The following is a 20259-nucleotide window of genomic DNA, read 5'->3' as shown; positions in this document are numbered from 1 at the left end:
TTTTTATAAAAAACAGAGTAGCAAATAGCTACCCTGTTTATACACTTAATCCAGGAATGCGTAGCAGTATTATCCTTTTGCCTGAGAGTTTAGTAGTTAACTTGCACCTTCGGCGATAAAAATTATTATACTTAAATTTAAGTATAATAATTTTTATTCTCTCTAATACTGATCAACCGCAAGTAAGATAATTTATAATCTCATTATAAATTTCTCTGATTGTTTTATCACTATTCACTTTCATGAATGCGATTTCATTATATCTTGAAATCCTTGATAAATACAAGTTATTTAACTGTTTTTTGGATTTATCAATTGCATTTGGTCTATGATTATCGTTTATTACTCTCTTGAAGATAACATCTATGTCACAATCTAGCCAAAAAATGTATTTATACTGTCTCAAATGATTTAGTGATTCATTATATTCGATAACACCACCACCTGTTGCAATAACATCGTATTTTTTTGTACATTCAATTAAGTAGTTATATTCAATTTTCCTAAAACCGATTTCTCCAAGTTCCTCAAAGATATCTGGTATTGTTTTATTTTCTTTTATTTCTATATATGCATCTAAATCTATGAAACTTAATCGATTTTCTAATGATAAGTATTCTCCAAAAGTACTTTTACCTGTGCCCATAAAGCCGATAAGAATTATTGGTGATTTTTTTTTATTCAATAGCATCACCCTTTTTAAAATAGTTGATTTATCTTCAAATCATAATAACTACTAATGTTATGAATTGTCTTCAATTTTAAACTATATTGAGTTGTATAAAAAGAGATGATTGATAAATATATGATAAATAAAGTGTTTTGTCATAGAAATTCTCCCTACTTCCAATTCTTAAAAACACTTCTATAATTCCTTTATGATTAGAAATGAACTTCGCATTTAAAACATTATTTAGTAGTGTAATATTCCCTCTATTATTACTTACAAAAATGATTTTTTGATTTTGATATTTAATGAAACTATTTTGATTCTGTTGTTTAAGTAAAATTGAATGTTCATCAATTAATTTTAAAGAAATTGCTTTAGAATTGGTCATTTTATTAAGGTCCAATTGAAAAAATGAATATTCTAATTGGTCAAATTCATAGGCCGCACTTAAGTAAGTATCAGTCAAACGAAATAGATGGGGTATTATAGTTAAAATGATTATAGTAATTAATAAGGATATTAGCATTTCTATAAAAGTAAATCCTTTAGTTACTAAGCTGAACACAGACCTTATTCTTAGATAAACTATTATTATTGCATATCGTATTTTTATAAATTTTAATTTCATATTTTCCTATAGTAATCCCCTTCTTTAATTCTTTAATACTATAATGTTTTTGGCTTGTGATAATAGCACTTTTCATATCTAAAATTTCGTATTGATTACGTAAATTGAAATTTAATTGTTGTAATAGAGGTAAGAATATTAAAGTAATAAAAGTTAGAATCAAAAAACCTAATAAACTATCAATTAATAAACTTCCCCTAATTTGATAATTTAACAAATCTTATCCTTCCTTTATCAATGTTAAAAATTACTCTGTAAATATTCTCTTTAGCTTTCAAAATGATTGAACCAAAATGATTAATTTTACCTTCATTATTGAATGTTATGGTGTGTACTTTTGCAACTGAAATAATTTTAGTGCCAAATAATCCTAATTTGTATTTATTTCCATTTTGTTCAATAATATTCATTGCTGTTGCTTGTTTGCTAAATACAATTGTAATTGATTGGTTCTCAGCAATTGCTTTTGATTTGATAAACTCTAATTGGGTGATGATATTTTTTACTTTTAATTCATTTTCGATTAAATCTAATTTAGTTTTAGTATAAATGCTTGGGGAAATCATAATAATTATTATTAAAATTAATAAGGTAAGCAATGTTTCAAGAAGAGTAAACGCAGTAAATTGACTAGTTCGCAATAGCCTCACCATTAGATATTGTAATAGTTTCTCCCGATCTGCATTGTTTTTGTCCTTCTTTTATAAGGCCATCATTGATAAGATCATTTATATTAGAAGGTGTACGATTATGTTTTAAAGTATATGCTTCTATTTGACTATTTATCATTTTGACTTGAGCTTCACAACCTGTGGACTGGATATGTGCTGTTTGTTTTGCAATGTTTGGAATAATTAATATTAGTAATACACTGATAATTAGTAATACTAATAACATTTCTATTAGAGTAAAAGCTTTTAACTTTTTTAAATTTTCAAAGTGATTTTTCATATTAAACTCCTTATCATTTAATATTTTGCATTAACTGAAACATTGGTAACATAATTACTAAATACAAACTAACAATGAACAAGCCTAGAAACAGAAAAATAATTGGTTGAATGATTTTTGTATGAAGAAGTGATTTTTCTTTAAATCTATTAATTAAAATACTTGAGTAAATTTTAAGTTCTATATCTAATTTAGCACTTTTTTCTCCCTGCTTTATAAATTTAATTAAGTCTTTTTGAAAACACGGCATCATAGCTAAACTATTTGCTAAAGTTTCACCACTATTAGTTTTATCCATTAAAAACTCCCCTAGAAATCTTAAATATTCATTATCATTTTGTTTAATATATGTTGTAACAATGTCCTGTAAACTTACGCCATTTTTATAAAATAGACTTAAATCATTAGATATTTGATAAGTTTTAAAAATTTTATAATAGCTATTAAACAAAGGTATTGATGATAAAATAATTATTTTTTTAGAAGTTTCTATTCGTAATAATACTATGGTTAAAATTACAAAAATTAAAATTAAAATAGTAATGAAAAAGATAATAAAAGTAGGAAAAGAAGTAATCATTGAGGTTAGAAATTTCTGATAAAATGATAAATTTACATCCAAAGAAATGTATAGTTGTTCAAATTGCGGAATGACAGTATAGTTTAATACTACTATCATACACATAAAAATACAGCATAATAAGAGTGGATATTGAACAGCTTTAATTACTTGCTGTTTTGCAGATAAATTTGTCTTTAAATATTTGATGGACTCCTCTAAAGCGTCTTCTAAATTTCCATATTTTTGTGAAAAATAGATTTGAGTTGTAATTGAATTTGGATAACCTATCAAATTTAATACTTCATAACATGTTTCACCTGATTTAATAGATGCTATGATTTTATTTTTTAATTCTTTATCTCTGTATTTGAAATATAGGTTGATGAACTCAAAACTCTCTAAAAGTGTGAAGCCACTTTTTAATAAGTTTGACAGTGTTTCAAGTAAGTGAATCATTTGTGCACTCGTTAAATTCTTAGATGACAATTTAAAAATATTTACTTGCAGTATCTTCACAAATTGTTCCTTCTTTAGATAATAAATTTAATTGCTGTTCTAAATTATTAAAATTATGTGGCATTGTTTGTTCATGCTCGAAGAAATATTGTATCTGCTTTTTATCTATTGTTTCACAAATTAAGCGAAGCTCATTCTGAGTAGTCGTTATTAATCTTTGATTAGAAATGATATTGATAGATTGAGTTAATTCTTGAATTGAAATTCCCATCTCAAGTAATCGAAGTAATGCACCTCTACAATTAGTAGAATGCATGGTTGATAATACAAGGTGTCCACTCAAACTAGCTTGAATAACACATTTAGCAACTTCTGCGTCTCTTATTTCACCTATTAAAATAATATCAGGATCACATCTTAATATAGCTTTAAATGAACTTATGTAGTCTATACCTGCCTTTTTATTTATTGATATTTGGGTAGTGCCTTTTAGTAATTGCTCAACTGGGTTTTCGATAGTGATAACATTAAGATTTAATTCTTTATATGCATGTAGAACCATTTGATACATCAGAGTACTTTTTCCGGATCCTGTGGGTCCAGTTAATAGAATTAATCCCTGTTTTTTATTTACTAGGTGTTTAAAATCGTTAAATTCTTTATATTCTTTTTTTGCTTGAAAATATTGAGGAATTATCCTAATTACACAACTTTCTACACCTAAGGACAAAGGTAATGTTGAAATCCGTAAATAAAAAGTAGATTTAGATTGATAAGTATAACGACCACTTTGAGCGGATTGTTGAGATGAAACATCCAAACCTGATTTGAACTTCATAAATACTAATAATTTTTGATATACATCTAAGTTGAATATTTCATAAAGTTCAAGATAATCATTAATTCTAAATTTAATATGAACTTCATCAACTGAAGGGATAAAATGTATGTCGCTCGCATTTTTTGAAATAGCTTTATTAACTATCTCTCTGAATAATAGTTTCAAAAAAACACCTCCTACATATATAAACGTAAGAGGTGAAGAAATTACTTTATTTTATTGGCCATCTAAAAATGGATTTAATTGCTCGTCATCGACTGTTGTATATGGACCATGGCCAGGGAATAATGGTAAATCGCCTTCTAATTCAAATAATTTATCTTTAATAGAATCAACCAGTGTTTCATAATCACCGCGATATAAGTCAGTACGACCTATACCATTGTTAAATAACGTGTCACCGACTACTGCGAAATCCTCAAATACATACGTCAAACTTCCAGGAGAATGACCAGGAGTATGCAGTACATTGAATTTAAATCCTTCAATATTGGACTCACCTTCATCTAATTGGTTTGGTTTGACGTTACTAGTAATTAAAGGCATACCATATTGCTTAAACTTAGCAGAACCATTTTTATCAGAATCCTTTAGAAAACTAAACTCCTCTTTATTCATGTATAAAGGTACTTCATATTTATTAATGACATCGTCTAATGCACCAATATGATCAAAGTGCGCATGTGTTAATAAAATTGCTTTTAATGGTTTGTTAATTTGATTTAATTTTTTAAAAATCTTATCTGGTTCACCAGCAGGATCGATTAATATAACACTTTCTTCATTCTCAATAAAATATGCATTAGTATCTACCAATCCTAAAGTTAAGCTTGAGATTTTCATATTATTCTCCTTGATTATCGATATGTTTTTGAACTGATTTTAGTTTATCATTCATTTTACGAGATTTATCGCGTCTATCATCTATACGTAAGTTTGTACAAACTCTATCAATACCTTTATTAAATGGCAATTCATGGATTGCTTGTACTACTTCGAATAAGTCTTTTAAATCCCCTTCGATTAGAGTATTCATTGGGGTTAATTGATAATCAATTTTTCCTTCTTGTTTAAAACTTTCTAATTTCATTTGTATCTCTGCAATATATTTACTAACACTTGGTCCTTCAGTTCCAACTGGAATAATAACTACATCAACAATAGCCATTATTTAACACCACCCTTTTCTAATATATATGTTTTAATTAGCCCTGCTGCACCAGTTATTCCTGCATCATTTCCTAGTTGAGCTTGAACAATTTCAGTATCTTTTTGAGCGGGAGTGAATGTTAAGTTGTGGTACTCAGTTTTAATATTTTCGATTAAAATCAAACCAGCTGTTGACATACCTCCACCTAAAACGATGTATTTGGGGTTGCTTGTTGCGCTAATAATACTACATAAATAAGCGATGTGGTTTGCCACTTTTTCAGTAATAAAGATACAGAATTGATCACCGGCTTTAGCGGCATCAAATACGGCTTTAGCTGTAACTTTATTGTCTTTTATTAACGGTAATATTGATGATTTAAACGTTAATTTTGGATAATAAAAATTAACCAAATTAACGACACCAGTAGCAGAAGCAACAGTTTCTATACAACCTGATTTACCACAATTACAATTAAAGCGTTGATCAAAATCTGTTCTGATGTGACCTATTTCTGCACCTGATCCATTATGACCATGGACAAGTTCACCATTAGAGATAATACCTCCGCCTAAACCGGTACCTAATGTTATAGCAACTACATCGTCAGCACCTTGGCCTGCACCTTTATGTTTTTCTCCTAATGCCGCTACATTAGCATCATTATCAACATAAACAGGACAGTTAATAAATTCACTAAATATTTGTCGAACATTTACACTATCTGGCCAATGCAAATTAACTGCCCCATTAACAATGCCAGTTTCAAAATCAACAGGCCCTGGTACACCAATTCCAACACCAATGACATCATCAATTTTTAATTGGTGAGTTGAAAGTGTTTCGTTAAATGAATCATAGATATTCTTTAATAATGTTTTGCCCGTGTGGTCAGACGTATCTGTTTTAATAGACCATTTGTGTAGTTGTTCGAGTTCCCCATTGAATATTCCAAGTTTACAAGTTGTTCCACCAATATCTGCTGCTAAAATAATATCTTTCATTTATGCTCATTCCTTCTTTGTTTAATTAATAAAATACATTTTAGGTATTCATCTTTAGATAGTAGTTCGTAATGATATAATGATTTTATTTCTTGTAGCATCATTTCATACATATCGTTTGGATTTTTAAAATAGATAATAAATCCATAATGCTTTAAAAGCTGTAATACATCATAGAAATTTTTAATTTCTCGATTCATTTGATTGATCCAACTCTTTTTTTAAATTTTTATAATCATTATTGTCAGAATTAATAGTTAAAGCTTTTTTTACATATTTGAGTGCTTTTTCATTATCATCAAGTGCTCTATTAGCAATTGCAAGTTCATAGTTCAAAAGACCAGAATTTGGATGGTTTTTTAAACCGCGTTCCCAATCCGCCATGCCCTCTGCTCTAGAACTTGTAGCTGCTGTTATAAGCCCCTTTAAATAATACGTTCGATCGTCATCATAACCTTTGTCAATTGTATGGTTTACAATTGAACTTGCCTCTTTATAATTATAGTCTAATATAGCATCCTCAATTAATTTATCATAAATATTTTCTTCTTTAATAGTAAAAATTCTTACCTGTAATGCAACAAACAAAACAAGCAATATAATTAAGAAAATCCAAAATAAATTACGGTTGTGTGTGAAATAATAACCAATTAAAGTGATTAAAACACCACCAATAAATCCTCCTAGATGAGCCATAATATTAATATTAGACATAAATAATGATAAAGCAATTAGCACTAATAATGCGATTAACATTTGACCAATTGTTTTTCTAGAATAGGTCTTACTTACAAACATCATTGCAAAAATTGAGCCTATTAGCCCGAAAATAGCTCCGCTAGCACCTACAGATACAGTATGAAGATTAAATGATAGTGAAATAAAATTTCCGAGTAAACCAGAAATTACATAAATCCCTAGCATTCTTAATGGGCCGACTATAGATTCGACTATCTTACCGAAAATAAATAATGATAGCATATTCATTAAAATGTGCTCAAAATTAAAGTGTAGAAACATGGATGTTATTAGACGATACCATTCACCATGAACGTCGTTAAAGTGTACTAATCCACCTAAATCTAACAATTTAACATCGGAAAAATGATTTAGATAAAGAATCATTATTAGCCATATCAAAACGTTAATTATGATTAACCCATATGTCATAGGTGTAAAACGCAAAATATGTTTATCAATTGGGTTTTGTGACAATACACGTCGTTTATAGTAATTTGATAGTTTGTTATCTTGTCTAAACATTAATTTAGTTAATATATTATTATGAATCAATTTATGTAAATCATTGTTATTTGAAATACTCATGCTTTCTATTTTAATGGGACTAGAGTCAGCGGATTTGATATTATCAAATATTTGATCTGTGAAATAATAATATTTAACGCTTTTTAATTTAAAATTGAGGTCATCCTCATATTGTTGATAATTATCCAACATTTTAGCTTTATCAAACTGAATTTCTTGGTTAGAAGCGATATCTTTCCTAAATATCACTAGCTTGTTTTTCTTTTTATGTATAAGCCAAATTTCAGTATCATTTTTATCAATATTTACAATGTGATAATTGTAATATTTTATAAAATAATAGATAGACTTCCAGAAGTATTTTTCTGTATCCATTAATTCCTCCAAAATTTAAGTATTGAAAATTATTAATTTTTCAACAGGTTGATCATGGGATTCGATATCAAACTGTGTTAATTGTAGGTCATAAATTAAACTAATAGTATTGGCATTTGAATCACTTAAGAAGCGATCATAATATCCTCCACCATAACCTATTCGATAACCATCATCTCTAAAAGCAACTCCAGGAACAACAATTAAATCTAATTGATCAGTAATTTCAGTGTCATCATTAACATATAATAAGCCTTTTTCATCCTTTTCAAGTTGGTTTAAAGATAGTAGCTGTTTAAAATTCATTTCTTTTAATTTGTAGTTTGTATTAGGAACAAAGACTTTCTTATCATAAGTTAACATCGTTTCGATGATGGGATAAGTATCTACTTCATGAGGCATAGATAAAACAATACCTATTCTTTTCGCGTTTTTATATTCAGTATTATTGATTAATTGATTCTTCAACCATGCGTCTGCACGAAGTTTGTGTTCTTTTTCTAATTGTTTCATTTGAGATAATATTTCTTTTCTAATCTCTTTTTTACTCATAACATCCCCACTCTCTAGACACTATATATATTATAACGTTATTAAAAGAGGATGTCATTTATATGAAATAAAAAAGGAGCTAGACAGAATCCATTATGGATTCATAGTCTTGCCCCTGTAAGGATGACTTGAGCCAAAAAACGCAACTTTAGCGTTTTTCGGCTCAAGTCGGCTACTGCAAATTAGCAATGTAGTCTTATAAAATTATTTTTGAAACAAACTCTTTAGATGAGTTATTATTTAGTTTCACGGTGTAAAGTGTGTTTATTATCACGTGAACAATATTTTTTCATTTCAACACGTTCAGGATTAGTTCTTTTGTTTTTAGTAGAAATGTAGTTTCTATCTCCACATTCTGTACAAGCTAATGTTACATTTACGCGCATGTTAAATCCTCCTTACCTTTTCTAAATACGACTTTATAATCATACCACTTAGTTTAAAAATTGAAAAGTATTATTTTTGATGCTCTAAAAACTTTCAATTCATTAAAAGTAAAATAGTTATTTTTTATCGTCAAAGTAATAATTAATTACATCTCTTCCTAGGTCTCCACCATTTAACCATGGTGGTGGGACAGGTTGATTTGTATATACAATCGAGAATGATAGTTTAGGATTTTTGATAGGTGCATAACCTATATATGTTGAATTAACTCTAGATTCACCATCTTGGAATACTTCAGCAGTACCTGTTTTTCCTGCAGATGGTACTTTAGTTTTGTGGAAACTTGAATAACCTGTTCCATCTTGCTTATTGAATGCCATCTCAAATCCTTTTTGAACTTCATTAATTTCATCTTCAGAATTATTTACTTTGTTTAATACATTACCTTTGATTTTTTGTTTAACAGGTCCAATGTCATCACTATTTGTAGCATCATGAATTGCTAATCCAATGTGCGGTTGAATTCTATAACCATCATTAGCTATTGTAGAAACGTACTGTGATAATTGAATTGGACTATATGTGTCATATTGACCAATTGATAAATCAAGGTAATTGCCTGAATTGTTTGTTAATGGTTCAATTTGACCAATTGTTTCATTTGGCAAGTCAATACCTGTTTTAACTCCCAATCCGACTTGATTAAGTCCTTTTCTTAATTTCTTGCCAGCTTCACTTATATCTGTAGGTAAGCCCATTCCACTATAGTAAGGATCTCCGGCTAATTTAAGAGCAGTTTTAAACATATATACGTTTGAAGAGTGCATTAATGCTTCTTTATCATTAATTCTGACTTTATCATTTTTATTAAAGTATGAGCGTTTTGTTAATCCACCTTTAAAATGAAGTGGCTCATCTATCATTTCCTCGCCAACTTTAATCGCATTATTTTGATATCCAGCTAATAGGGTTCCACCTTTTACTGAAGAACCAACTGCAAATTGACCAGTAAAGTTTCCTAAATCATAATCTGTTAGCTTACCATTTTTATCGATTTGTTTTCCTGCCATAGCTAAAATATCGCCATTTTTAGGATTTTGCACTACAATAAGCGCGTTATCCATATCTTTAGCACCTTGACTGCGTAACGTCTTGATTTGACTTTCTAATAAAGATTCTACTTTTTTCTGTAAGTCTATATCAATTGTTAACTGTAAATCATCGCCTCTAGATCCAGGATTGATTACTTCAGAGTTTATGACTTTTCCAGATTTATCAGTAGTATATTTCATTTCTTTTTTCTTACCACGTAATATATCTTCATATTGATATTCTAAATAAGATTTACCAACTCTATCATTTCGAGAATAACCTTTAGCTAAATATTGTTCGGTCAATTCTTTAGGAATACCTTCACTTGATGTAGATACACTACCAAATATATTTCTTAATGTATCTCCATAAGGATAGCTTCGGTCCCAATCCATAGTTGTATTTACACCTGGAAGACTATCAAGTTGCTGTGACACTGCAGCATATTCTTTTTCACTTACATCTTCATTCTTAATTGTTTGCGGGTTCATGGTAGAACCTGCAGACATTTCACGATAAATTGCTAAAACTTGCAAGTCTTTTTTTGATAAACTATTAATTTGTTTGTCTCCAACTTTTTTATATAATTGTTTATCATATTGATCTTGGGTAATACTACCTTCATTTAACATTGAAGTTTCTTTTTTCATTAATTTGTCTACTTCATCTTGATGTTTTTGAATCCAAAAATCTTGTTTATCTCTTTCAGTAATTTTGTCAGTTTTCATAGTAATAAGAGATGACAATTTTTTTGCAGTATCGAGCATATCTTTTTGACTTGTTTTCCTAGATCTTGTGTATGTAATCGTTAGTTTAGAAGCATTATCTACTAATACTTTTCCATTCCTATCAAGAATTCTTCCCCTAGGAACAGATTCATTTACAGTTATGTTTTCATCGTTTTTTACTAGTTGGCTATAATGGGAGCCTTGCGCAATTTGTAAATATCCTAACCTTAAAACTATAATTCCAAATATAACTACAATAGCACCAAACACAAAACTTATTCGTTTATTCATTGTGTGCTTTATTTTTTCATCATTAGACTTTTCCTTTAACCTTTTAAGCAAGATAACCTACCTCAATTATTAAACATGTTTACTCATAAATGATATATGAAAATTAAACATATTACCATCATTTTAATAAAAAAAGTGGCCTCTTATAGAGGCCACAAATTAATTAGGAAATATAGAATTATTTTGTTGCATTGTATAATTCGTCAACTTTTTCCCAGTTAACAACATTCCAGAAAGCACTAATATAATCTGGACGTTTGTTTTGATATTTAAGGTAATAAGCGTGTTCCCAAACATCTAAACCTAAGATAGGTGTTTTACCTTCAGTTAATGGGTTATCTTGGTTAGGTGTAGTAACAATTTCTAATTGACCATTGTTAACAACTAACCATGCCCAACCTGAACCGAAACGAGCTGCTGCTTTGTCAGCGAATTCTTTTTTGAATTCATCTAAAGAGCCCCATTGTTCTTTGATTTTATCAACAACAGTACCTTTTTCTTCAGAATTAGGAGTTAATAATTCCCAGAATAATGAGTGATTTAAGTGTCCGCCACCATTATTACGAACAGCTGTTTGAATATCTTCAGGTACACTATCTAAGTTAGCAACAATTTCTTCAATTGATTTAGATTCAAGATCTGTTCCCTCAACTGCAGAATTTAATTTGGTAACATAAGTGTTGTGATGTTTGTCATGATGGATTTCCATAGTTTGTTTGTCAATGTGTGGTTCTAATGCATCTGCTGCATATGGTAAATTTGGTAATTCAAAAGCCATAATTAATCATCCTCCTAAAAATTCGTTACATTTATAATAACAAGTTATTAACTAAGCAACAAAATATTTGCTTGCAACTAATATTAATACGCTTATTATTAACTTACTTTTATAATATAACTCAAAATGATAACTTTTAAACATAATTACAAACTATAATTGGTTATTTTTAAATAACTCCTACTTTTGACCTATGTATATCAAAATTTTTTAATTACATTTAATTTTAAGATTGTTAAATTGAATTAAAATATGATTTGTTTTCTATTTTGTTAATCTATTAATTCTTTAATGGAATTTTCAGTCGACTGACTCAAAAAAACTGAGAAAGCTACAATTAACACTTTCTCAGTTTAGATTGCTAATATATATTTGCAATTTTGTCTTACAATAATTCATTATTAAATTATTTAAGTGTATTAGTAAAAACAATTGATATTTATATTTCAAAAAATTTTATTTTGAGTTTTGTTTTTGACACTCTTCACATACGCCATAAACTTCTAGTTTATGGGTGTGAATATCTACATTAGGTAGATACACCTTTATTTGATCAATTGGACAAAAATCAATAACTTTAGTATCACCACAATTTTCACAAATAAAGTGATGATGGTGATGATTCATACAAGCAATTCTAAATTTCATTTCACCATCTAATTCAGTACTCTCAATAATTTTTAAGTCTTTAAATAAATGTAAATTACGATAAATTGTATCGAAAGAAATACCTGGATAATCTTTGTCTAATTGTTGTTGAATATGTTTTGCATTAATGTATTTATCTTCTTTAACAAAAATATTAATCATATCTTCACGTTTCTTAGTATATTTCAAACCATTATCTTTTAAAATTTTAATTGCATCATTTGTATTCATAAGTTATTGCCCCTTTTTAAGTCTTACAATTGATTTTTGGAATAACATTGTAAGTCCTAATAATAAAACTAATAGTACTACAATAACACCACCCGGTGAAATATTCATATAAAATGCTAAAACAAGGCCCATTATAACTGAAAATTCGCCAATTATGACACTTAAAATGATTAATTGTTTGAAACCCTTAGTTATTCTCATTGCTATAGCAATGGGTAATGTTATTAATGCACTGACTAAAAGTATGCCAACCACTCTCATTGAAGCAGAAATTACCATAGCCACGATAACAATAAATAAAAATTGAATCCATTTAGGAATATTTACAACTCTACTATATTCTTCGTCAAATGAAAGTATAAATAATTCTTTATAAAATAAAGTAATAAATAAAACAACGACAATTGCTATAACTACAACCGTTAAAAAATCACTAAGACTGACCGCACTTATGGAACCAAATAGTAAACCTACAATTTCTTGGTTAAATCCATCTGCAAGAGAAATAAAAATGGCACTTAGTGCAATCCCTGTGCTCATAATAATTGGTATGGCAATCTCTTGATAGTTAGAATACGATGTTCTTAACTTTTCAATTAAAAGCGCACCTACAATAGCATATAATATACCAAACCACATCGGATTAATAATAGCTAGTGCGGGTGACAAAGTTAGTATAAACATGCCAAATGAGATACCGCCTAGTGTAACATGGCTAAGCGCATCTGCAATCAAAGATAATCTTCTTACAACTATAAAAGCACCAATTAAAGGTGCAATAAATCCAATTAAAATACCACTAAGTAATGAATATCTCATGAAGTCGAAATTTAATAACGCTTCAATCATGGATATCACTACTCACTTGTTTAATTAATACATTCATTTTGTTACTCCTAATATATTAAATTTTAAACTTCACAACATTCTCTATTATGTTGATGATCTACAAATTTAATGGGGTGACCATAAATTTTAGAAATTTCAACTTCGTCTAATTTTTTGAAGTCCTCGGTTGATCCATGGAAATGTAAATGCTTATTTAAGCATGCTACTTTTGTTGCTGTATCAGCTACAACGCCAATGTCATGTGTTACTAATATAATCGTTATACCTTCATCTTTTAATCTTTCAAGCGTTTCATAAAATTCACTTACATGTTTTGCATCAATACCATTTGTAGGTTCATCTAAAACTAAGACAGAAGGATTGGAGATTAAAGCTCTCGCAATTAATACACGCTGTTGTTGTCCGCCGGAAAGTTCTGCAATATTCTTGTTGATAAGATGATTGATATTTAATCTAGTTAAAACGTCATCGACAAGTGCTTCATCTTTTTTATTAAACTTTTGAAATAACTTTTTTGTTTTAGTAAGACCACTAAGTACCACTTCTTTAACACTTGCTGGAAATCCAGCATTAAAAGCTGTAGCTTTTTGTGATACGTAACTAATCTTTAAAGCAGATTGATTTTGCTTTTTATATGATTTTCCATCTATATATATTTCGCCCTTTTGCAACGGAAGCAACCCTAATATGATTTTTAGTAAAGTAGACTTACCTGCTCCATTGGGACCCACAATTGCTAAAAATTCACCTTTATTTATGTGTATATTAATATTTTCTAAAACTTGTTTATTATCAAATTGATAATCGATATTTTTTAATTCAAAAACAGGTTGATTCATTATTTCACCTCGTTTAATACTATACAGTTAAGTTTAGAAGTTGTAAATAGTAATGTTTACGACTTGATTTAATAGATAATAAAATGGAGCGATACTGAATTATTGTAAAATTAATTGTATCACTCCTGAGAAAATTATTAAGTCTGTGAAGAGTTATGGTTTAACGCCTTTTAAGGTTATACAGCTATTGTTTTATTACATCATAGCCTTAAATATTAATATTTGATTCACTTCCAATTAATAATAATTATTGCTGAAGAATTTTATATTTTAATTCTGAATCAAATTGTTGTGCTTTTAACATCTCTATTTCAAATTTATAAGGTGGTTTCTTATTTTTTTTATCTTCACCAACATAGGGTGTTTCTAAAATTTTAGGTATATCCTTGAAAACATCATGGTGTACTACATAATTTAATGCGTCAAATCCAATGTGACCGAATCCAATATTTTCGTGTCTATCTTTATGAGCACCTTGCTCATTTTTACTATCATTAACATGAACCACTTTTATTCGATCTAAGCCAATAATTTTATCAAATTCATTTAATACACCATCGAATTCCTCTTTAATGTTATATCCAGCATCATGAGTGTGACATGTATCGAAACAAATTGATAGTCGATCATTATGAGTAACCCCGTCAATAATTTGTGCGATTTCCTCAAAACTTCGTCCAACTTCAGATCCTTTTCCAGCCATAGTTTCTAGAGCGATGCGCACATCATTATCATGAGTTAAAACTTCATTCAATCCTTTAATAATCTGTTGAATACCTTTATCAGCACCAGCGCCAACATGTGAACCAGGATGTAGAACAATATCTTTAGCACCTAAAGCTTGTGTTCGTTCAATTTCATTTTGAAGGAAATCTACCCCTAATTGAAAGACTTCCGGTTTAGTAGTGTTAGCGATGTTTATAATATATGGAGCATGGACGACTAAATTAGATAAACCATATTTATCCATGGCTTCATGTCCTTTTTCGATATTTAAATCCTCTATGCTCTTTCTTCTTGTATTTTGAGGTGCGCCAGTATAAATCATAAATGTAGACTCACCAAATTTGTGTGCTTCTTCTGCAGAACCTTCTAACATCTTTTTACCACTCATAGAAACATGTGACCCAAGTAACATTGCTTTCACCTAACCCTTTTTATTATTTTTTCGTTGTTGTCTATTTTGTCTTTTACTAAATTGTTTTCTTTCTTGTCTCTTCATTCTTTCGACTTCTTGTTTGAATTTCTTTTTATAACCTGGTTTGACTTTATTTTTAGTCTTACTTCGCACTTTATGTTTTACTTCGTTCGTTAAGTGATCGTCTTTTCTTACACGCTTACGTCGAGTATTATGTGCTTTAATTGGTGTTAATTCATTATTTTTCACATCAACATTTTCAAAATGGTAGCCTTTATCTTCAATTAGTGTGATTAAATGTTCTTCATCCGGACTATAAAGTGTTATTGCCACACCTCTATAATTACCTCTACCTGTTCTACCCACACGGTGTGTAAAGAAGTCAATATCTTTAGGTACGTCAAAATTAATAACATGACTAACGCCTTCAATGTCTATACCTCGAGAAGCTAAATCACTTGCGATAACAAATTGAAATTCTAAATTACGTATACGTTTCATTTGTTGCTTACGCTCTTTAGGTGTTAAACCACCGTGTATCATGCCAACTTTAATACCGGCTGCATTTAATGAATTAGCTAATTCATCCGCATTATCTCTACTATTACAAAATACAATACATAAGTACGGATTTAAAATATTAATTAATTGAAGTGTTTTATCTACTTTTTCACTACCTTTAGTTGGAATTAGATAAAATTCGATATTTTTTTTATTTTGAGATTTAGAATCAACTTCTACATACTCAGGATTACTAAGATATTTATTTAAAAATGGTTGTAAGGATTTAGGTATAGTAGCACTGAAGACAGCTATATGTGCATTTTCATCAAGACGTGATGCAATTAAATCTACATCTTCAATTAATCCTAAATCAATCATTAAATCAGCTTCATCAACTATAAGATAAGATGCTAAGTGCGCATGTAAATGACCACTTTGAGCTAAATCATTAATTCTAGTTGGTGTTCCTATTACTAATTGCGGTTGATTACTTGTACGCTGTCTATCTTTTTCAATATCTGTACCACCAATAAATAAACTAACTTTAACGCCCTGTTTAAAAGTAGCTAGATGGCTTGCTGCATGATATAACTGTTGTGCTAATTCTCTTGTAGGTGCCACCACGATAGATTGAGGTTCTTTATTTTCAACGTCTATTTTATCCATTAAAGGTAATAAAAATGCATGCGATTTCCCTGTACCTGTTTGAGATTGACCTATTAAATTAACTCCTTTTTTAATTCTAGGAATTATTCTATTTTGAATTTCAGTTGGTTTTTCAAATTTTAAATCTTTAATTGCTTCTATAAGTTTTGAGTCTAAATTAAATAACTCAAATGGATGAGTTGCCATCGATTAGGCCTCCTTAAAATATTCAATTGATGTTGATTAAATTTTTTTAGCTATATTTGAATGGGTCTGTATTAATATTAGAAGCTTCAATTGGGAAGTTTACATTTTTAGTATTTAACCAATGCTTCAATAAATCTTTAAGTCCCTCTCTCATTACATATTCACTATAATGATTAATATCTAAAATGGTTATGCCGTTAGTCTGTGCATCAAGTGCATCATGGTGTTTAACGTCCCCTGTTATAAAGATATCAGCACCCTTATTGAAGGCAAGTGATTCAAATCCAATTCCAGAGCCACCAATAATTGCTACATTTCGAATGAGTTTACCAGAATCACCAGTATATCTAACACTAGGTATATCAAGCTGCTTTTTCACAAATTTCACAAATTCAGCTAATGGCATTGCTTCTTCCATATTCCCGATTTTACCAAGGCCATAATTAGCAGTTTTAGTCATTTTAATAAAATCATAAACTGGCGTTTCATAAGGATGGTTGCTAATAATTGCTTTTTCAGCTAATTCATATTGACTATCTTTAATCATAAATTCAATTTTAACTTCGTTCACGTATTCAATATTGTTTATTTGACCTAAATATGGTTTAGCTTCACCTACAGGTTTGAACTGACCGCGACCCTCAGTTTCATAAAAACAATATTCATAATTACCTTCTTTTGCAAGTCCTACTTGATCAAGACTATTTTTAAAGGTTTCTATATCTTCCTTAGGTATATAAGTCTGAACTTTAAAATAGGTTTCATTTTCTTGTGTTAAAAATTGTATATTGTTTAACTTTAATTTATTAGCTAGCATTTGGTTTACACCATTAACGTGGTTATCAAGGTTCGTGTGTAGAGCAATGAGGTTAATATCATGACGAATAATTTTTTGAATTAATTGTCCATAACCATCATCAATAATTGATTTTACTCCCTTAAAAATGAGTGGATGATGAGCGATAATCGTGTTGTAACCATTATCTATTGCTTGGTTAACAATTGAGTCGGTACAATCCAGAGTAGTTAAAATACCATTGATTTCAGATTCATTATTACCTATAAGTAATCCAACGTTGTCCCAACTTTCTGCTGTTTTGAGAGGAACGTGATTATCAACAATAGACATTAACTCTTTAATCTTCATAATTTAACACCTCAGTAATTAATGATATAACATTCTCTATTTCTTTAAGTCTCTCATGATGTGACTCTGAATTCAATTGATTGCGAATATGTTTAAGTGCTTCTAATTCATGATTCCATTTCTTATAAAAAATTTCATTTTTCTTTTGTAATAGCTTAGGTCCAAATTTTAATTCTTTATTATTCAAATTTTCACTAGTAGTATTGTATTCAGCTACAACTATTTCGTAAATATGTCCTTTTTCTTCCATAATAATCTCATCAACAATGTGATAGTTGATAGACATTAAAGTATATCTTAATGCTTCAGTCTGAATGTTACTTTGTAGAACTAGTCTAGGACCTTGAACTAGATGCTCTTTTCCTTCTTTTAATATTTTAGCAATTAACGGACCGCCCATACCACAAATAGTTATATTCTGTATTGATTCGCTTTTGCTTATAACACTCAATCCATCCCCTAATCGAACATCAATTACATCATTAAGTTGATTTACTAATACATTTTTTCTTGCTGCTTCATATGGACCTTTAATAACTTCTCCAGCAATAGCACTAGAGATTAAATTATTTTGAATTGCATAAATTGGAAGATATGCATGGTCAGAACCAATGTCAGCCAATTTTCCAGGAACAAGGTAATTGCAAACAGAAGTTAATCTTTGATTTAAAGTTATCATAGGTATCTCCTTTACTATAAAAAGAGACTGGGACAAAGTTAAGTGTCTCAGCCTAAAATTCTCTTTAGCTCAATATAGTAACGTTTAAAATAGAATTGAATTATCATGGTAGATAATAGAATCATTAATTAGTAAATGCTACAAATTAACTAATTAATTGAAATGAATATTTCAAAATTTTAAACGTTAAGTACTCTATGAGCATTGAAAATAAATAAAGTTTTAACTCGAATTATTAAAATTAATCCATAAAGTCCTTTAATCTCTTACTTCGACTTGGGTGTCTAAGTTTTCTTAGTGCTTTTGCTTCAATTTGACGAATTCTTTCACGTGTAACACCAAAGACTTTACCAACTTCTTCAAGTGTTCTTGTTCGACCATCGTCTAAACCAAATCTTAAGCGTAAAACATTTTCTTCACGGTCAGTAAGCGTATCTAAAACATCTTCTAATTGTTCTTTTAAAAGTTCGTAAGCTGCATGGTCAGATGGACTTTGCGCCTCTTGGTCTTCAATGAAGTCACCTAAATGACTATCATCTTCCTCACCTATTGGCGTTTCTAATGATACTGGTTCTTGAGCAATTTTAAGAATTTCACGTACTTTTTCTGGAGGTAAATCCATCTCTTCTCCGATTTCTTCAGGTGCAGGATCACGACCTAAATCTTGTAATAATTGTCTTTGAACACGTATTAACTTATTAATTGTTTCAACCATGTGGACTGGAATTCTAATTGTACGTGCTTGGTCGGCAATCGCTCTTGTAATTGCTTGTCGAATCCACCAAGTTGCATAAGTGGAGAATTTAAATCCTTTGCTAAAATCAAATTTCTCAACAGCTTTTATTAATCCCATGTTGCCCTCTTGAATTAAATCAAGGAATAACATGCCACGTCCAACATATCTTTTTGCGATACTTACAACTAGTCGTAAATTAGCTTCAGCTAACCTAGACTTAGCAATCTCATCACCTTGCTCAATTCGTTTAGCTAATTCAATTTCTTCTTGAGCACTTAGTAGATTAACTCGGCCAATTTCTTTTAAGTACATTCTTACAGGATCATTAATTTTGACACCTGGAGGGGCACTTAAATCATTTGGGTTTAATTTTTCATCAGTATCTGAGCTATCTTTCTCATTTACTAAACTAATATCATTATCATTTAATTGGTCAAAGAAATCATCCATTTGATCAGAATCCATATCGAAATTTTGCAATTTTTCGGCTATTTCCTCATGACTAAGGTGACCTTCCTTTTTACCTTTATCGATTAATTGTTTCTTAACATCTTCTAATGTTAATGTCGGATCTATTGTTTGTTTTTTAATTTTAACTTGGTTATCAGACATGAAAAGGCCTCCCAATAGTAATATTTGCTTTCAAACAAGATATTTAATTATATAATATTTCAATATAATAAGAAAAGTATTAATAAAAATTCATAATAATGGTAACATTTCATATTCAATATTTGAATGTTTAATATCAATTATATTTAAACGACATCACATTAATTAAATATTACTTATGTTCCATATCTACCCGTTAAAAACGCATAATAACCATTATACAATAATGGTTATTAAATAGAAATACTATTTATATGATTTATTAAAGTATGCAATTTTATAGCAGTTTTTAT

At 29.3% G+C, this 20259-nt stretch carries 23 protein-coding genes, 1 pseudogene and 1 riboswitch; all 24 genes and pseudogenes read right to left on the bottom strand.

The window, feature by feature from the left end:
• Positions 1-59: 59 nt before the first annotated feature.
• Positions 60-176: riboswitch (glycine riboswitch) on the bottom strand.
• Entirely contained in the window at positions 173-691 is a 519-nt protein-coding gene (locus tag HMPREF3265_RS09545) for a shikimate kinase (protein WP_070861518.1), read from the bottom strand. (Overlaps the previous riboswitch by 4 nt.)
• Before the next feature lie 70 nt (positions 692-761).
• On the bottom strand, positions 762-1058 hold the full coding sequence (locus HMPREF3265_RS13000) for a hypothetical protein (protein ID WP_256323930.1): 297 nt from the start codon (positions 1056-1058) through the stop codon (positions 762-764).
• Positions 1059-1215: 157 nt separating this feature from the next.
• Positions 1216-1515 (bottom strand): hypothetical protein, encoded by a 300-nt coding sequence (locus HMPREF3265_RS09535; RefSeq protein WP_011275672.1) that lies wholly within the window; start codon positions 1513-1515, stop codon positions 1216-1218.
• Entirely contained in the window at positions 1496-1948 is a 453-nt protein-coding gene (comGD, locus tag HMPREF3265_RS09530) for a competence type IV pilus minor pilin ComGD (protein ID WP_245164761.1), read from the bottom strand. Before comGD ends, HMPREF3265_RS09535 begins: the two co-directional genes overlap by 20 nt.
• Positions 1929-2249 (bottom strand): competence type IV pilus major pilin ComGC, encoded by a 321-nt coding sequence (gene comGC, locus HMPREF3265_RS09525; protein WP_011275670.1) that lies wholly within the window; start codon positions 2247-2249, stop codon positions 1929-1931. The genes comGD and comGC overlap by 20 nt, the downstream gene beginning before the upstream one ends.
• Positions 2250-2262: 13 nt before the next feature.
• Positions 2263-3327, bottom strand: a complete 1065-nt coding sequence (gene comGB / locus HMPREF3265_RS09520; protein ID WP_070581608.1) for a competence type IV pilus assembly protein ComGB — start codon at positions 3325-3327, stop codon at positions 2263-2265.
• A complete protein-coding gene (gene comGA / locus HMPREF3265_RS09515) occupies positions 3299-4273 on the bottom strand; it encodes a competence type IV pilus ATPase ComGA (protein ID WP_070861513.1) in 975 nt (324 codons plus the stop codon). Before comGA ends, comGB begins: the two co-directional genes overlap by 29 nt.
• Positions 4274-4324: 51 nt before the next feature.
• Positions 4325-4951, bottom strand: a complete 627-nt coding sequence (locus HMPREF3265_RS09510; RefSeq protein ID WP_070861511.1) for an MBL fold metallo-hydrolase — start codon at positions 4949-4951, stop codon at positions 4325-4327.
• Between the two features lies 1 nt (position 4952).
• Positions 4953-5276: an MTH1187 family thiamine-binding protein gene (locus HMPREF3265_RS09505; RefSeq protein WP_011275666.1), complete on the bottom strand. Its 324-nt coding sequence runs from the start codon at positions 5274-5276 to the stop codon at positions 4953-4955.
• Complete coding sequence (locus tag HMPREF3265_RS09500; RefSeq protein WP_070861510.1) at positions 5276-6262, bottom strand: ROK family glucokinase; 987 nt, start codon at positions 6260-6262, stop codon at positions 5276-5278. Before HMPREF3265_RS09500 ends, HMPREF3265_RS09505 begins: the two co-directional genes overlap by 1 nt.
• Positions 6259-6462, bottom strand: a complete 204-nt coding sequence (locus tag HMPREF3265_RS09495) for a YqgQ family protein (RefSeq protein ID WP_070861509.1) — start codon at positions 6460-6462, stop codon at positions 6259-6261. The genes HMPREF3265_RS09500 and HMPREF3265_RS09495 overlap by 4 nt, the downstream gene beginning before the upstream one ends.
• Positions 6446-7903 (bottom strand): rhomboid family protein, encoded by a 1458-nt coding sequence (locus HMPREF3265_RS09490; RefSeq protein WP_070861507.1) that lies wholly within the window; start codon positions 7901-7903, stop codon positions 6446-6448. The genes HMPREF3265_RS09495 and HMPREF3265_RS09490 overlap by 17 nt, the downstream gene beginning before the upstream one ends.
• A 15-nt stretch (positions 7904-7918) precedes the next feature.
• A complete protein-coding gene (locus HMPREF3265_RS09485; protein ID WP_070581602.1) occupies positions 7919-8455 on the bottom strand; it encodes a 5-formyltetrahydrofolate cyclo-ligase in 537 nt (178 codons plus the stop codon).
• A gap of 236 nt (positions 8456-8691) precedes the next feature.
• The gene (gene rpmG, locus HMPREF3265_RS09480; RefSeq protein ID WP_011275661.1) at positions 8692-8841 is read right to left on the bottom strand and encodes a 50S ribosomal protein L33; all 150 of its coding nucleotides are present in this window, start codon (positions 8839-8841) and stop codon (positions 8692-8694) included.
• Between the two features lie 117 nt (positions 8842-8958).
• Complete coding sequence (locus HMPREF3265_RS09475; protein WP_070861504.1) at positions 8959-11004, bottom strand: peptidoglycan D,D-transpeptidase FtsI family protein; 2046 nt, start codon at positions 11002-11004, stop codon at positions 8959-8961.
• 127 nt (positions 11005-11131) lie between these two features.
• Entirely contained in the window at positions 11132-11731 is a 600-nt protein-coding gene (locus tag HMPREF3265_RS09470) for a superoxide dismutase (protein ID WP_037558187.1), read from the bottom strand.
• Positions 11732-12187: 456 nt separating this feature from the next.
• Positions 12188-12610, bottom strand: a complete 423-nt coding sequence (locus HMPREF3265_RS09465; RefSeq protein ID WP_011275658.1) for a Fur family transcriptional regulator — start codon at positions 12608-12610, stop codon at positions 12188-12190.
• A pseudogene (locus HMPREF3265_RS09460) lies at positions 12597-13459 on the bottom strand (metal ABC transporter permease). Before HMPREF3265_RS09460 ends, HMPREF3265_RS09465 begins: the two are co-directional and overlap by 14 nt.
• A gap of 62 nt (positions 13460-13521) precedes the next feature.
• Positions 13522-14298 carry a metal ABC transporter ATP-binding protein gene (locus tag HMPREF3265_RS09455; protein ID WP_037536591.1) on the bottom strand — a complete coding sequence of 259 codons (777 nt, stop codon included), beginning with the start codon at positions 14296-14298 and terminating at the stop codon, positions 13522-13524.
• A gap of 247 nt (positions 14299-14545) precedes the next feature.
• The gene (locus tag HMPREF3265_RS09450) at positions 14546-15436 is read right to left on the bottom strand and encodes a deoxyribonuclease IV (RefSeq protein WP_070861502.1); all 891 of its coding nucleotides are present in this window, start codon (positions 15434-15436) and stop codon (positions 14546-14548) included.
• A gap of 9 nt (positions 15437-15445) precedes the next feature.
• Positions 15446-16792, bottom strand: coding sequence for a DEAD/DEAH box helicase (locus HMPREF3265_RS09445; RefSeq protein WP_070861500.1), 1347 nt, complete (start codon positions 16790-16792; stop codon positions 15446-15448).
• 46 nt (positions 16793-16838) lie between these two features.
• Entirely contained in the window at positions 16839-17939 is a 1101-nt protein-coding gene (locus tag HMPREF3265_RS09440) for a Nif3-like dinuclear metal center hexameric protein (RefSeq protein WP_070861498.1), read from the bottom strand.
• On the bottom strand, positions 17929-18618 hold the full coding sequence (locus tag HMPREF3265_RS09435) for a tRNA (adenine(22)-N(1))-methyltransferase (RefSeq protein WP_070861496.1): 690 nt from the start codon (positions 18616-18618) through the stop codon (positions 17929-17931). Before HMPREF3265_RS09435 ends, HMPREF3265_RS09440 begins: the two co-directional genes overlap by 11 nt.
• 241 nt (positions 18619-18859) lie before the next feature.
• The gene (gene rpoD / locus HMPREF3265_RS09430) at positions 18860-19966 is read right to left on the bottom strand and encodes an RNA polymerase sigma factor RpoD (protein WP_011275651.1); all 1107 of its coding nucleotides are present in this window, start codon (positions 19964-19966) and stop codon (positions 18860-18862) included.
• Positions 19967-20259 lie beyond the last annotated feature (293 nt).

Source organism: Staphylococcus sp. HMSC62B09, from assembly GCF_001839115.1.
Taxonomy (GTDB): domain Bacteria; phylum Bacillota; class Bacilli; order Staphylococcales; family Staphylococcaceae; genus Staphylococcus; species Staphylococcus haemolyticus.
The sequence above is the reverse complement of the archived record's forward strand: the minus strand, read 5'-3'. Positions and strand labels throughout refer to the sequence as shown.

What these genes read in the sequence shown, in the direction of transcription:
- HMPREF3265_RS09445 (WP_070861500.1), bottom strand. Translation starts at nt 16,792, where the DNA reads ATGGCAACTCATCCATTTGAGTTATTTAATTTAGACTCAAAACTTATA.
- HMPREF3265_RS09545 (WP_070861518.1), bottom strand. Translation starts at nt 691, where the DNA reads ATGCTATTGAATAAAAAAAAATCACCAATAATTCTTATCGGCTTTATG.
- rpmG (WP_011275661.1), bottom strand. Translation starts at nt 8,841, where the DNA reads ATGCGCGTAAATGTAACATTAGCTTGTACAGAATGTGGAGATAGAAAC.
- HMPREF3265_RS09455 (WP_037536591.1), bottom strand. Translation starts at nt 14,298, where the DNA reads ATGAATCAACCTGTTTTTGAATTAAAAAATATCGATTATCAATTTGAT.
- HMPREF3265_RS09435 (WP_070861496.1), bottom strand. Translation starts at nt 18,618, where the DNA reads ATGATAACTTTAAATCAAAGATTAACTTCTGTTTGCAATTACCTTGTT.
- HMPREF3265_RS09505 (WP_011275666.1), bottom strand. Translation starts at nt 5,276, where the DNA reads ATGGCTATTGTTGATGTAGTTATTATTCCAGTTGGAACTGAAGGACCA.
- HMPREF3265_RS09450 (WP_070861502.1), bottom strand. Translation starts at nt 15,436, where the DNA reads ATGTTACTTGGGTCACATGTTTCTATGAGTGGTAAAAAGATGTTAGAA.
- HMPREF3265_RS13000 (WP_256323930.1), bottom strand. Translation starts at nt 1,058, where the DNA reads ATGACCAATTCTAAAGCAATTTCTTTAAAATTAATTGATGAACATTCA.
- HMPREF3265_RS09490 (WP_070861507.1), bottom strand. Translation starts at nt 7,903, where the DNA reads ATGGATACAGAAAAATACTTCTGGAAGTCTATCTATTATTTTATAAAA.
- HMPREF3265_RS09440 (WP_070861498.1), bottom strand. Translation starts at nt 17,939, where the DNA reads ATGAAGATTAAAGAGTTAATGTCTATTGTTGATAATCACGTTCCTCTC.
- HMPREF3265_RS09465 (WP_011275658.1), bottom strand. Translation starts at nt 12,610, where the DNA reads ATGAATACAAATGATGCAATTAAAATTTTAAAAGATAATGGTTTGAAA.
- HMPREF3265_RS09500 (WP_070861510.1), bottom strand. Translation starts at nt 6,262, where the DNA reads ATGAAAGATATTATTTTAGCAGCAGATATTGGTGGAACAACTTGTAAA.
- HMPREF3265_RS09470 (WP_037558187.1), bottom strand. Translation starts at nt 11,731, where the DNA reads ATGGCTTTTGAATTACCAAATTTACCATATGCAGCAGATGCATTAGAA.
- comGC (WP_011275670.1), bottom strand. Translation starts at nt 2,249, where the DNA reads ATGAAAAATCACTTTGAAAATTTAAAAAAGTTAAAAGCTTTTACTCTA.
- HMPREF3265_RS09510 (WP_070861511.1), bottom strand. Translation starts at nt 4,951, where the DNA reads ATGAAAATCTCAAGCTTAACTTTAGGATTGGTAGATACTAATGCATAT.
- HMPREF3265_RS09485 (WP_070581602.1), bottom strand. Translation starts at nt 8,455, where the DNA reads ATGAGTAAAAAAGAGATTAGAAAAGAAATATTATCTCAAATGAAACAA.
- rpoD (WP_011275651.1), bottom strand. Translation starts at nt 19,966, where the DNA reads ATGTCTGATAACCAAGTTAAAATTAAAAAACAAACAATAGATCCGACA.
- HMPREF3265_RS09495 (WP_070861509.1), bottom strand. Translation starts at nt 6,462, where the DNA reads ATGAATCGAGAAATTAAAAATTTCTATGATGTATTACAGCTTTTAAAG.